Annotated in this window: 10 protein-coding genes; 8 read left to right on the top strand and 2 right to left on the bottom strand. The window is 64.5% G+C overall.

From position 1 onward, the window contains the following. The first annotated feature begins 82 nt into the window (after positions 1-82). Together OZ10_RS17655 and OZ10_RS17660 are read left to right on the top strand one after the other, a co-directional pair. Positions 83-1,777, top strand: a complete 1,695-nt coding sequence (locus OZ10_RS17655) for a proline--tRNA ligase (protein ID WP_039412533.1) — start codon at positions 83-85, stop codon at positions 1,775-1,777. A gap of 144 nt (positions 1,778-1,921) precedes the next feature. Continuing rightward, a complete protein-coding gene (locus OZ10_RS17660; protein ID WP_039412534.1) occupies positions 1,922-2,386 on the top strand; it encodes an H-NS histone family protein in 465 nt (154 codons plus the stop codon). Between the two features lie 60 nt (positions 2,387-2,446). On the opposite strand, the gene OZ10_RS17665 is transcribed toward OZ10_RS17660, so the two are convergent. Further along, positions 2,447-3,706, bottom strand: coding sequence for a threonine/serine exporter family protein (locus tag OZ10_RS17665; protein ID WP_039566260.1), 1,260 nt, complete (start codon positions 3,704-3,706; stop codon positions 2,447-2,449). A 166-nt stretch (positions 3,707-3,872) separates the two neighbouring features. Here OZ10_RS17665 and OZ10_RS17670 point away from each other — a divergent pair, with 166 nt between their 5' ends. The 4 genes from OZ10_RS17670 (at position 3,873) to OZ10_RS17685 (ending at position 7,477) form a co-directional block, all read left to right on the top strand. Then, positions 3,873-4,985 (top strand): MlaE family ABC transporter permease, encoded by a 1,113-nt coding sequence (locus OZ10_RS17670; protein WP_039412538.1) that lies wholly within the window; start codon positions 3,873-3,875, stop codon positions 4,983-4,985. 85 nt (positions 4,986-5,070) lie between these two features. Then, entirely contained in the window at positions 5,071-5,907 is an 837-nt protein-coding gene (locus OZ10_RS17675) for an ABC transporter ATP-binding protein (RefSeq protein ID WP_039412540.1), read from the top strand. Between the two features lie 2 nt (positions 5,908-5,909). After that, the gene (locus OZ10_RS17680; RefSeq protein ID WP_039412542.1) at positions 5,910-6,836 is read left to right on the top strand and encodes an MlaD family protein; all 927 of its coding nucleotides are present in this window, start codon (positions 5,910-5,912) and stop codon (positions 6,834-6,836) included. Further along, a complete protein-coding gene (locus OZ10_RS17685) occupies positions 6,833-7,477 on the top strand; it encodes an ABC-type transport auxiliary lipoprotein family protein (protein ID WP_039412544.1) in 645 nt (214 codons plus the stop codon). Before OZ10_RS17680 ends, OZ10_RS17685 begins: the two co-directional genes overlap by 4 nt. A 175-nt stretch (positions 7,478-7,652) precedes the next feature. On the opposite strand, the gene OZ10_RS17690 is transcribed toward OZ10_RS17685, so the two are convergent. Further along, positions 7,653-8,249 (bottom strand): alpha-ketoglutarate-dependent dioxygenase AlkB family protein, encoded by a 597-nt coding sequence (locus OZ10_RS17690; protein WP_039412546.1) that lies wholly within the window; start codon positions 8,247-8,249, stop codon positions 7,653-7,655. 125 nt (positions 8,250-8,374) lie between these two features. Between OZ10_RS17690 and OZ10_RS17695 the strand changes: the two genes are divergently transcribed. After that, positions 8,375-10,024 (top strand): electron transfer flavoprotein-ubiquinone oxidoreductase, encoded by a 1,650-nt coding sequence (locus OZ10_RS17695; protein ID WP_039566264.1) that lies wholly within the window; start codon positions 8,375-8,377, stop codon positions 10,022-10,024. A 109-nt stretch (positions 10,025-10,133) separates the two neighbouring features. Then, the coding region (locus OZ10_RS17700) for a rhamnan synthesis F family protein (RefSeq protein ID WP_052210060.1) at positions 10,134-12,457 on the top strand (2,324 nt) is incomplete at its 3' end.

Raw genomic sequence — 12,457 nt, forward strand, 5'->3', positions numbered from 1 at the left:
GACCACCGGCAACGCGCACCCGGCGATGACCGGCAGGGCGCGAGACTGGCAAACTATGGGCTTTCCGCCCAAGCGAAGCCCGATGCGTCTTTCCCAGTTCCACCTGCACACCACCAAGGAAACCCCGGCCGACGCCGAGCTGGTCAGCCACCGTCTGATGCTGCGCGCGGGCATGATCCGCAAGCTGGCCTCCGGGCTGTACACCTGGTCGCCGCTGGGCCTGCGCGTGCTGCGCAAGGTCGAGGCGATCGTGCGCGAGGAAATGAACCGTGCCGGGGCGGTGGAAGTGCTGTTCCCCACCATCCAGCCGCGCGAGCTGTGGGACGCCACCGGCCGTTGGGAAAAGTTCGGCGGGCAGTTGCTCAAGATCAAGGACCGCAAGGAGCAGGAGTTCTGCTACAGCCCCACCGCCGAAGAAGCCGCGGCCGAATTCGCGCGCCAGGAGATCAACAGCTACAAGCAGCTGCCGCTGAACTTCTACCAGATCCAGACCAAGTTCCGTGATGAAATCCGCCCGCGCTTCGGCGTGATGCGTGCGCGCGAATTCCTGATGAAGGACGCCTACTCCTTCCATCTCACCGACGAGGACATGGCGCGCGAATACGACAACATGCGCGCCGCCTACACCCGCATCTTCACCCGCCTGGGGCTGGAGTTCCGCGCGGTGCAGGCCGATTCGGGCGCCATCGGCGGCGACGCCTCGCAGGAATTCCACGTCATCGCCGCCTCCGGCGAAGACTCGCTGGCGTTCTCCACCGGGTCCGATTACGCGGCCAATGTGGAAACCGCCAGCGCCGCGCTGCCCGCCGCGCGTCCCGACGCCAGCGAAGTGATGCAGCAGGTGGCGACGCCCACCCAGAAGACCTGCGAAGACGTCGCACAGCTGCTGGGCATCGCGTTGCAGCGCACGGTCAAGTCGGTGGCGGTGATGACGCAGGCCGGCTTCGTGCTGGTGCTGGTCCGCGGCGACCATGCGGTCAACGAGATCAAGCTGGGCAAGGTGGCTGGCCTGGCCGACTACCGCCTGGCCAACGAAACCGAAATCCGCGAGCACCTGGGCTGCGAGCCGGGTTTCCTGGGCCCGGTGAACACTGCGCGCCCGGTGCGCGTGGTCGCCGACCGCGATGTCGCGGCAATGGCCGATTTCGTGGTCGGCGCCAATGTGGTCGGCGCGCATCTGGTCGGCGTCAACTGGGGCCGCGACCTGCCGGAACCGGAGACCGTGGCCGATGTGCGTAACGTGGTCGAAGGCGAGCGCGCCGCCGATGGCGGCGAACTGCGTCTGGCGCGCGGCATCGAGGTCGGCCACGTGTTCCAGCTGGGCAGCCAGTACGCGCAGGCATTGCAGGCCACCGTCATCGATGAAAACGGCAAGGCCGCGGTGATGAAGATGGGCTGCTACGGCATCGGCATTTCGCGCATCGTTGCCGCAGCGATCGAACAGAACCACGACGATGCCGGCATCATCTGGCCGGCGCCGATGGCGCCGTGGCAGGTGGTGGTGTGCGTGATCAATCCCAAACAGGACGCCAGCGTGGTGGCCGCCGCCCAGGCATTGCTGGACGAATTGATTGCCACCGGTATCGATGCAGCACTGGATGACCGCGGCCTACGTCCGGGTGCCATGTTTGCCGATATGGAACTCTTGGGCATTCCGCATCGGGTGGTGGTCTCGGAACGGGGATTGGCCGCCGGCACATTTGAATATCGCGCCCGCACCGCCGATTCGGCAGAAAACCTGGATAAGGCCGGATTATTCTCCCGCCTGGGCCGTTGATCAAACAACGCACCCCCGCTTCAATTGGATGAACGCAAGGCGCCGAAGTATTTCGGCGCATTTGTCATACCGGTTTTCTGACATTATGATGGCCGCCGCTGCCACGGACCGGCATTCTTTCTCTCTCATTCTTCCGGAGTAGTGATGTCGATCGATCTCACCGGCCTGTCGGCCAAGCAATTGGGCGCCTTGATCAAAAACGCAAAGAAGCAACAGACCGTGGTTGCCAAGCGCGTCCCGATCGCCAAGGTTCGCACTCAGCTGACCCGTGCGGCAAAAGCCCAGGGGTATTCCATCGAAGAATTGTTCGGTAGCGCCGCCAGTGCCGGGCCGGGCCGTCCCGCTGCTGCCGGCAAGCCGGGCCCGCGTGCCGGCCGCAAGCTGGGCAAGGTTCCGCCGAAATACCGCAACCCCGCCAATGCCCAGGAAACCTGGACCGGCCGCGGCAAGCAGCCGCGCTGGCTGGCCGAATTGACCGCTGCCGGCAAGAAAGTGGAAGACTTTCTGATCAGCAAGGTGGGCGGTGGTACGAAGAAGGCAGCGACAAAAAAGACCACGCCGCGCAAGACGGCAACCAAGCGCGCCAGCAAGAAAGCCAAGGCCGCTTAAATCCAGACCAATAAAAACGCCGGCATTGCCGGCGTTTTTATTGGGCGATGATCGGCTTATTCATAAATTCTTGCGCGCCGGAATCAGCAGATTGCCGAACAGCAGGCCGGCCATCAATGCCATCACGATATTGGTCACCGCCAACAATGCCGCTTGTCCGACACTGACATCCTGCTGCTGCACCAGGGTCAAAAATCCCCGCAGGCTGACACTCCCGGGAACCAGCATGATGATGCCCGGCAACCGGATCAGCGCACCGGGTTTTTGAACGACCCGCCCAAACAGATTCCCGGCGGCGGTCAGTGCCATGGCCGAGGCAAATACGCCAGCCGGGCCGCCCCAGGCATGGCCGGCATAACGCGCGATGACATAACCGGACATTGCCGCGGCCATGATCCATAAATAATCGCGCCGATTGGCCTTGAACAACACCGCAAACGCGTACGCGGCCACCAGCAGCGAGGCCCATTCCACCCATCCCGACTGCGGACGCAAGGCGGCCACCCGTGGGTGCAGGCCGACCAGCTGGGTCAGCGTCACCGCGATCACCGCGCCGACCGTGAGTTTGAGCACCGTGGTGACCGCACCGGCCAGGCGCGCAGTCCCGGACACCCAGTGCTGGCTGGCCAGCTCGTTGAATGCGTTGGTCAGCGACATGCCGGGCAGCAACACCACCAGCGAGGCGATGATCACCGTATTGAGGTTCAACGGCCCGACCAGCGAGGCCACCACTGCCGCCACCACGCCGGCCAGCAGCCCGGCCAGCGCTTCGCCGGCCTCCTTGGTCGCAGGCCGCTTGTCGGTGTACTGGGTCAGCAGGCCGATCGACATGCCGATGGCGCCGGCAGTGGCGATGTCCAGCCAGGGCAACTTCCACAACCCGGCCACGCCGGCGGCGGCCAGCCCGAACGCCAGCACCTGCATGGTCTTGCCGCGCCGATCGACCTCCCGGTCCAACCGGCGCAAGGCGGTGTGCCCCTGGGCAATGCTCATGCGCCCATTGGCCACGCTGTCGGCCACGTAGTCGGCCACGCTGAGCTTGTACAGATCGTTCTCGCCGGGCGCGAGCCGGATCACCCGGGTGATGTCGCTGGAGCCGATCGCCTTGGTCGGGTCGCTGAAGCTCAGGATGATGCCGGTGGGGTTGGACCAGGGTTCGCAGTCCAGACCGAGTTTTTGCGACAGCCCGACCACTGCCGCCTCCAGGCGCTGCGCGGTGGTGCCATAGGAATGCAGGCGCCCGGCGATTTCCGATACGAAGGCGACGCGCTGGGCGTAGGTGGCGCTGGCGGACGGTAAGACGACGGTGGCAGCGGACATGCGTGGCGGGTCGGGCCGGAGAAACGCCGTGTGGCGAGGCCGCCAGTGTATGCCGCAGCGCGCGTGGCCGGCGCCCTGATTCCCGGGGGCAGGGCGATCGCCGCCGCCGCGCCCCCATCTTTCGCTCACGCCGGCCCTGTATGCTGGTGCCACGGACAGGCCACCCATGATCAAACCGCAACCTCCCCGCATCGAACAAGACTCGCAGGATCAGGCACAGATCCGCCTCGCCGGCAGTTGGGTCCTGGCGACCGCCCTGCCCCAGGCAGAACTGTTGCAGACCGTGCCCGACGGGGTGCGCCGCATCGACGCGCGCGGTATCGGGCAACTGGATTCGGCCGGCGTGCTGCAGCTGCTGCGCTTTGCCGGCCGCCTCGGGCTCAAGGAAGACGCCATCGATTTCCGCGACGAGCACCAGGCCCTGGTGTGCACCATTGAGGAACTCAACGACGAACGCCCCAAGCCCAAGCGCGATTACGGCTTCGTCGCCGCGCTGGACCGTCTGGGCCGCACCACCCATGGCGTCGGCCAGGGAATCCTGGAGTTGAACAGTTTTCTCGGCGAGAACCTGGTCAAGATCATGCGGCTGATCCATGAGCCGCGCCGCTTCCGCCTGACCTCCACCGTGCACCACATGGAACAGGTGGGCCTGGACGCGGTGCCGCTGGTGGTGCTGCTGTCCTATCTGGTCGGCGCGGTGATCGCGTTCCTGGGCTCGACCATCCTGCGCGACTTCGGCGCAGAGATTTACGTGGTGGAACTGGTGTCCATCGCCTTCCTGCGCGAGTTCGCGGTGCTGCTGACCGCCATCGTGCTGGCCGGACGCACCGCCAGCGCCTTCACCGCGCAGATCGGTGCGATGAAATCGCGCGAGGAAGTCGATGCCATCCGTACCCTCGGCCTGGACCCGATCGACCTGCTGGTGATCCCGCGCCTGCTGGCGCTGATCTTCACCCTGCCGCTGCTGACCTTCATCGCCATGATCGCCGGCTTGGCCGGTGGCGTCACCGTGGGCGCGTTCGACCTGGATATCCCGCCGCAGATGTATCTGGCGCGCATGCACGAGACCATCCAGTTGCGGCACTTCCTGGTCGGCCTGTCGAAGGCGCCGCTGTTCGCGCTGGTGATCGGCCTGATCGGCTGCCTGGAAGGGCTCAAGGTCAGCGGCACCGCGCAGTCGGTGGGCGAACGCACCACCTCCTCGGTGGTGCAGACGATTTCCTTGGTCATCATCCTCGACGCGATTGCGGCGTTGTGGTTCATGAAGATGGGGTGGTGATGGAGCTGGGATTGGATATTCGGGATTTGGGGTTTGTGCAGAGCAGAAGCGTGGCTGGCGCGCTGAGCTCGGGGAGAGTTGTGCCTTGACCAATCCCGAATCCCCACTCCCCAATCCTGCCCCAGAGGCCGACGACGACCAGCTGGCGATTTCCGTGCGCGGGCTCACTAACCGTTTCGGCAGCCAGACCGTGCACGAAGACCTGGATCTGGACGTGCGTCGTGGCGAGATCCTGGGCGTGGTCGGCGGTTCTGGCACCGGCAAGTCGGTGCTGATGCGCAGCATCCTGGGCCTGCGCGAGCCGGATGCCGGCAGCATCCACGTGCTGGGGGCGGATGCGCGTTCGGGCAGCTTCGCCGACCGGCAGTTGATCACCCGCAACACCGGCGTGCTGTTCCAGGACGGCGCGCTGTTCTCTTCCATGACCGTGGGCGAGAACGTGCAGGTGCCGCTGAAGGAACATCACGGCGAGTTCCCGGAGCGCTGGTATTTCGAGCTGGCGCTGCTGAAGATCAAGTTGGCCGGCCTGCCGGCCGATGCGTTGGACAAGCTGCCCTCGCAATTGTCCGGCGGCATGCGCAAGCGCGCGGGCCTGGCGCGTGCGCTGGCACTGGACCCGCCCCTGCTGTTCCTGGACGAACCCACTGCCGGGCTGGATCCGATTGGCGCGGCCGCCTTCGACCGCCTGATCCGTACCCTGCAGCAGGCCCTGGGCCTGACGGTGTTCCTGATCACCCACGACCTGGATACGCTGTACGCCATCTGCGACCGCATCGCCGTACTGGCCGATCGCAAGGTGATCGCCAACGCGCCACTGGCCGAGGTCGAACAACTCGACCACCCCTGGATCCAGGAATATTTCCACGGTCCGCGCGCACGCGCCGCACGCGCGGCCAAGACCGACTCCACCGAGACCGCCTGAGCATGGAAACCAAAGCCAATTACGTCCTGATCGGCGCCTTCACCATCGTGGCTGGCCTGGCCCTGCTGCTGTTCGGGCTGTGGGCCGCCAAGTACTCCTCCGACCGCACCTGGCAGCAATACCGGGTGGTGTTTCGCGAGGCGGTCACCGGCCTGTCGGTCGGCAGCCCGGTGCAGTACAACGGCATCGCGGTGGGCTCGATCACCGAGCTGACCCTGGCACCAAACGATCCGCGCCAGGTGGTCGCCCACGTGCGGGTGAATTCCACCACGCCGATCAAGAGCGACACCCGCGCCAAGCTGGCCATCACCAGCCTGACCGGCCCGTCGATCATCCAGCTTTCCGGCGGCACGCCCGAGGCGCCGTCGCTGACCACCATCGACAAGAGCGATGCGCCGATCATCCAGACCACCCCGTCGGCACTGCAGAACATCACCGACACCGCCAACCGCATCGTCGAACGCATGGACGAGATGCTCTCGGACAAGAACGTGGCGAGCATTTCGGCCACGCTGCAGAACCTGGAAAAGATCAGCGGTGGCATCGCCGATCGCGACGAAGGCATGCAGGCGCTGATCGTCAGCGCGCGCGATGCCGCACGCAACCTGGATACCACCCTGACCACCACCAACGGCACCATCAAGCGGCTGGATCAAAACCTGGTGCAGCAGCTGCCGGGCATCCTGAGCAAGCTCGATGCAACGTTGGTCAAGCTGGATTCGGCCGCCGGCAATGCCGACAACATCCTCGGCGAGAACCGCGCGGCCATCAACAGTTTTGCCAACGACGGGCTGGGCCAGCTCGGCCCCACGCTGACCGAATTGCGCGGCCTGATCCGCGACCTGCGCCGGGTCAGCGACAAACTGGACAACAACCCTGCGCGCTACCTGCTCGGCCGCGACGCACCCAAGGAGTTCGAACCGAAATGACTGCCATGCGCGTGTTGCGTCCCCTGCTGTGCATCTCGTTGCTGGCGCTGAGCGGCTGCTCGGTCCTCACCGGCGGCGACAAGAAGCCGGCCACGATCTACGCGCCCACCGTGCGCGTGACGCCGAATCCGTCCTGGCCGCAGGTCACCTGGCAGCTGGCCATCAATAAGCCCAGCGCTGCGCGCGTGATCGACAGCCCGCGCATCAACGTGCGCCCGACGCCGGGCGAATTGCAGATCTACCACGGCGCCGGCTGGGCACAACCGGCCACCGACATGCTGGAAGACAGCGTCGTGCGCGGGTTCGAGGACTCCGGCAAGATCGCGGCGGTCGCGCGCATCGGCACCGGCATCCGCTCGGACTACAAACTGGCGATCGACCTGCGCCGCTTCGAGTCCGATTACGCCGGCCAGTCGGTGCCATCGGCCACCATCGAGCTCAACGCCAAGCTGCTGCACTCCTCGGATCAGCGCGTGGTCGCGTCGCGGACCTTCCTGGTCGCCCGCCCTTCCAGCGGCACCGATGTGGCAGCGGTTGCCGCAGCGTTCGAGCAGGCGCTGACCCAGGTCACCACCGACCTGGTGGGCTGGACGCTCACCACCGGGCAACAGGACAGCGCGGCGCTGCCACGCACACCGTAAGCCGACACGTCCACCTGCAGCCCCGGACGCATCTCACCCGGCATCAGATCCAGCACCCTGCAATCGGCGGGATCCGCCTGCCTCCCTTCTCCCGAAAGCGGGAGAAGGTGGCGCGCAGCGCCGGATGAGGGCACGCACTGCCCAAGCCTGATCTCACGCCCGCCGCGAACCACCGTCATCTTGCCGCAGCCGATGCAATCTGCCGAAAAGTCAGATTGATCCGCTCCCCCACCGGCCGCGCCGTGCGTGGCAGGGCATGCTTGTAGCAGCGCTGGGTGTCGCCACCCATCAGCAGCAAATCGCCGTGCGCCAATTCCAGCGTCTGCTTCAAGGCCGCATCGTCGCGATGTTTGAACGCAAAGCGTCGCGTTGCGCCCAGGCTCACCGAGGCAATCAACGGCTGGGCGCCCAACTCCGGCTCGTCGTCGCTGTGCCAGCCCATCGCATCATTGCCACTGCGATACCGATTGACCAGCACGCTATTGAACGGGCGGCCGGTGTCTTCCTGCAGACGAGCACGTAACGGCTGCAATGCGTCCAGCCACGGCTGCGGCAAAAACTGCGTTCCCGAATAGCGATAGCTTGCCTCCGGATCGCCGATCCAGCTGCTCAGACGCGGCGAATCCACCACCCGCCCGAACATGCGGATGCGGTGCATCTCCCACTGCACCTGTGTCAGCAATGTCTGCAGCAGCGCATCGGCTGCCGCCGCCTGCAACCAGCCGCGCCACCACTGCACCTGCGCGCCCGGCAATGGGACCGGAATCTTCATCTCCGAACGCTAGCACGCAGGCCCCTGGCGGCGCTGTCCACGGCGGATGAATCGCAGCGATTTGCCGCCATCACATGCAATCCCGGAAAATGCGCACCAGCCATCGAGCCAACGGGAGCGGAGCAATGTCGGAAGCGGGAATCGGCGCGCAAGCGTCAGAGGCGGTCGAGCGTGACGTCATGGAATACGACGTCGTCACCGTCGGTGCCGGTCCGGCCGGGCTGTCGTTCGCGATCCGGCTCAAGCAGCTCAACCCCGAGCTGAGCGTCTGCGTGATCGAAAAATCCAGCACCATCGGCGCACACATCCTGTCGGGTGCGGTGATCGAGCCCGGCCCGCTGGATGCCCTGCTGCCGGGCTGGCGCGACAACCCGCCGCCGATCTGCGTGGCCGCCACCGACGACGAATTCTGGTTTCTCGGCAAGGACAGCGCACGCAAGTTCCCGGTGGTGCCGCCGGGCATGCGCAACCACGGCAACTTCATCGTCAGCCTGGGCGCGATGTGCGCCTGGCTCGCGCCGCAGGCCGAAGCGCTGGGCGTGGAGATCTACCCCGGCTTTGCCGCTGCCGAGACCCTGCATGACGACAGCGGCCAGGTGGTGGGCGTGCGTATCGGCGACATGGGCGTGGCCAAGGACGGGTCGCACAAGCCCGGCTACACCGCTGGCATCGACATCCGTGCCAAGGTCACCGTCCTGGCCGAGGGCGCGCGCGGTCACCTGACCAAGCGGCTGCTCAAGCGCTTCGACCTCACTGCCGACAGCGACCCGCAAGGGTATTCGATCGGCATCAAGGAGCTGTGGCAGGTGCCCGAAGGCCGCGTTACGCCAGGCAAGATCGTGCACACCATCGGCTGGCCGGCCGACAATCGCACCTACGGCGGCAGCTTTCTGTATCACCTGGACAACAACCAGGTTGCGCTCGGCTATGTCAGCGGACTGGACTACAGCGACCCCGAATACCAGCCGTGGGAAGCCTTCCAACAATGGAAGAACCACACGCTGATCAAGTCGCTGCTGGAGGGTGGCAGCATCCTGTCGGCAGGCGCGCGCGCCATCGTCACCGGCGGCTGGCAGTCGCTGCCAAAGGTGGAGATGCCGGGTGCCCTGCTGATCGGCGACACTGCCGGCCTGCTCAACGTGCCCAAGATCAAGGGCACCCATCAGGCGATCCGCAGCGGCATGCTGGCGGCCGAGCATCTGGTGCAGTCACAGCTCGCCCCGCAGGGCTTCGACGCCAAGTTGCGCGCCTCCGATGCCATGGCCGAATTGAAGACCGTCCGCAATATCAAGCCCGGTTTCAAGAAGGGGCTGTGGTTCGGCCTGCTCAACGCCGCCTGGGAGACCGCCCTCAAGGGCGCCTCGCCATGGACCCTGAAGAACAAGCCCGACTGGTCGGCCCTGCGCAAGATCGGCGACTACGAACAACCCAAGCGCGACTACGTCAGCCGCGAGCTCGCCCCGCGCGACCGCCTGCAGGCGGTGTATTTCGCCGCCACCGAGCACGACGAAGACCAGCCGGTGCATCTGCAGGTGCTCGACACCAACATCTGCGCCACCCGCTGCGTGGAGGAGTACGACAACCCCTGCACCCGCTTCTGCCCGGCCAACGTCTACGAGATGGTCGCAGACACCGCCAGCCCCTCCGGCAAACGCCTGCAGATCAATGCCGCCAACTGCGTGCACTGCAAGACCTGCGACATCAAGGACCCCTACGAGATCATCAACTGGGTCACACCGGAGGGTGGTTCGGGCCCGAACTACCAGAATCTATGAATAACCATTGGCTTACCGCGTGACCGGCAGTCTCTCCAAACTCTTAGCTGCGGCGCGTCGCTCGGTGGAGCTCCACGGTGGCGGTTTCACGGGCTCAGCCGCAGTCGCAATGCGGGTCCTCAAGGTGCTTCGCGCCCTGGGAATCCGTGGCCTGGTGGGGCGGTTGCAACTTGCCGGGCGCACGCAGCAGGCGGTTCATCGCTTGTCTGACCAACAACCATTTGCCGCGCCTGCTCCCTTAGCGCAACTGCAGCTCAAGATTGGCGTGATGCTGCACATCTTCTATCCCGACTTGATCGACGAATTCGCGCAGTCACTCCAGCATATGCCAGTGCGCTATGACCTGCTGGTATCGGTGATGGACGAGAAAGCCGCAGCTCAGGCGCGCGAGCGCTTTTCAAAGCTGCCACAGATCGAGAAGCTCGATATACGCGTCGTGCCCAATCGCGGCCGTGACATCGCACCGCTGTTGGTGACGTTTCGCGAGCAGGTCCTTGCACTGGATGTCGTCGGCCATCTGCATACGAAAAAATCGCTATATACAGGCAGCGAGCAAGGCGAGTGGCGCCGCTACCTGGTAGCGTCCCTGATGGGGAGCCCGGAGCGCATCGCTTGGCAGCTGGGGATGTTTCAGGCCGAGCCGCGGCTTGGCATGCTTTATCCGGAGAGCTACGAACGAGTGCTGCTGTGGGCGCATACCTGGCTCAGCAATTTCAGCGTCTGCCGCGCGCTTGCCCAGCAACTTGGATTCGACATCAGCTCCTCGGAGTACATCGATTTTCCTGCCGGATCGATGTTCTGGGCGAAGGTGGACGCACTGCGGCCGTTGTACGCTCTGAATCTAGACATCAAGGACTTTCCCGAAGAGCACGGCCAGATCGACGGCACTTTGCACCACGCGGTGGAGCGCATATTCGTTGCTGTCGTGCGCCACAAGCAGTACCGCATCGGCATCTTGCCGCAAGACGGTACGCTGTCGCTCAGCGACGAAGGTGGGCGCAACTGGCAGGCTTCCTTCGAGACACCGATCGCCACGCGCTTGACACTATCCGCTCTGCAGGCTCGACTGGTGTCGCTGGATATCTTCGATACTTTGGTAGTGAGGCCCTTCTTGTATCCGGCCGGTGCCCGTGCCTATCTTGCCCACCTGATAGCGGGCCGCTTCGGAGTAGAGAATTTTCTCGAACTACGTGAGCTTGCCGAGTCCAAAGCGCGCCATCAACATGGCTGCGATGTCGATCTATCACGCATCTACACAACGCTGTCTGCCCTGCCCGATGCGAAGGGGCTTCCAATTGCCGCCCTTCAGGCACTGGAAGTGGCTCTGGAAGCCCGGTTGCTGCAACCACGCCGGGGTGTGATCGCAGCAGCTACGCACCTGCAACAACGTGGCATCCGCCTGGTTGCGCTGTCGGACATGTATCTGGATAGTCCGCTGCTGCAGCAGGTTCTGCCGCCTGAAGTCAGTGCGCTGCCGGCTGCCTGGTATGTGTCCTGCGAAACGGGTTGGCGCAAGGATGCCGACAGTGCCTGGAAGGAGCTGTCAGCCATCGAGAAAGTCGATGCCTCGCAATGGCTACATGTCGGCGACAACGAACACGCAGACATCCAGCGCCCACAGATGCACAACCTGCTGACACCCGTGCATGTGCTTCGCCCCTCTGCGCTGCTGGAGGCGATTCCCGCATTACGCCCGCTTAGACCATCATCGGGTGCGGCAGCCCGGTGGCAGGACCAGTTATGGCTTGGTCTGCTGGCCAATCGGTTCGCCGATCTTGCCGACCGGCATCCGGAAACGTTGATGCCCTTGCCGACGCTTTCACCGGCCTGTCTTGGCTATGTGGTGCTGGGCCCGCTGATCTTCGATTATCTCGCCTGGCTGATCCGCATGGCGGAGCTACGCAATATCGAAACAATCTTGTTCTTGAGCCGGGAAGGCCATCTGCTAGAGCAGGGCTTTCAGCTAATAAGGCAAACGTCCGCTTCACTGCAGCAGCTACATGGCAAGTATCTGCTAGCGTCGCGGCGGGGAACCGGAACTCCCTCGCTGCATGCGCCGGATGATCTTGCGTTGCTACTGGACAGCACCTACACCGGGACACTGGGCGACCTGGTACAGGCACGCCTGGGAGATGACGCAACGCGTATTCTGGAACGTCGTCTAGGGCGCTCAGTCATGCAACGCGATGTCTACCTGCCGGAGATGCATCTCGAGCTGCTGGAACTGATTGCCCCGGCGATCAATGAACTGCTGGCGCTTGCAGAAACTGAAAGGGCAGCTTACCTGCATTACTGGAAAGCAACCGTAGGTGACGGCGCCACCATGGTGGCCGATATAGGTTACTCAGGCACCATCCAGGCCAACCTCGCAAGATTGACCGGGCAGCCGCTGGGAGGTGTTTATTTTGCATTGAACGGGCGCGCCACAAAGAT

This window comes from Xanthomonas cannabis pv. cannabis (genome assembly GCF_000802365.1).
Taxonomy (GTDB): domain Bacteria; phylum Pseudomonadota; class Gammaproteobacteria; order Xanthomonadales; family Xanthomonadaceae; genus Xanthomonas; species Xanthomonas cannabis.

Coding starts and splice junctions, on each gene's coding strand:
- OZ10_RS17655 (WP_039412533.1), top strand. CDS start 83: ATGCGTCTTTCCCAGTTCCACCTGCACACCACCAAGGAAACCCCGGCC.
- OZ10_RS17660 (WP_039412534.1), top strand. CDS start 1,922: ATGTCGATCGATCTCACCGGCCTGTCGGCCAAGCAATTGGGCGCCTTG.
- OZ10_RS17665 (WP_039566260.1), bottom strand. CDS start 3,706: ATGTCCGCTGCCACCGTCGTCTTACCGTCCGCCAGCGCCACCTACGCC.
- OZ10_RS17670 (WP_039412538.1), top strand. CDS start 3,873: ATGATCAAACCGCAACCTCCCCGCATCGAACAAGACTCGCAGGATCAG.
- OZ10_RS17680 (WP_039412542.1), top strand. CDS start 5,910: ATGGAAACCAAAGCCAATTACGTCCTGATCGGCGCCTTCACCATCGTG.
- OZ10_RS17685 (WP_039412544.1), top strand. CDS start 6,833: ATGACTGCCATGCGCGTGTTGCGTCCCCTGCTGTGCATCTCGTTGCTG.
- OZ10_RS17690 (WP_039412546.1), bottom strand. CDS start 8,249: ATGAAGATTCCGGTCCCATTGCCGGGCGCGCAGGTGCAGTGGTGGCGC.
- OZ10_RS17695 (WP_039566264.1), top strand. CDS start 8,375: ATGTCGGAAGCGGGAATCGGCGCGCAAGCGTCAGAGGCGGTCGAGCGT.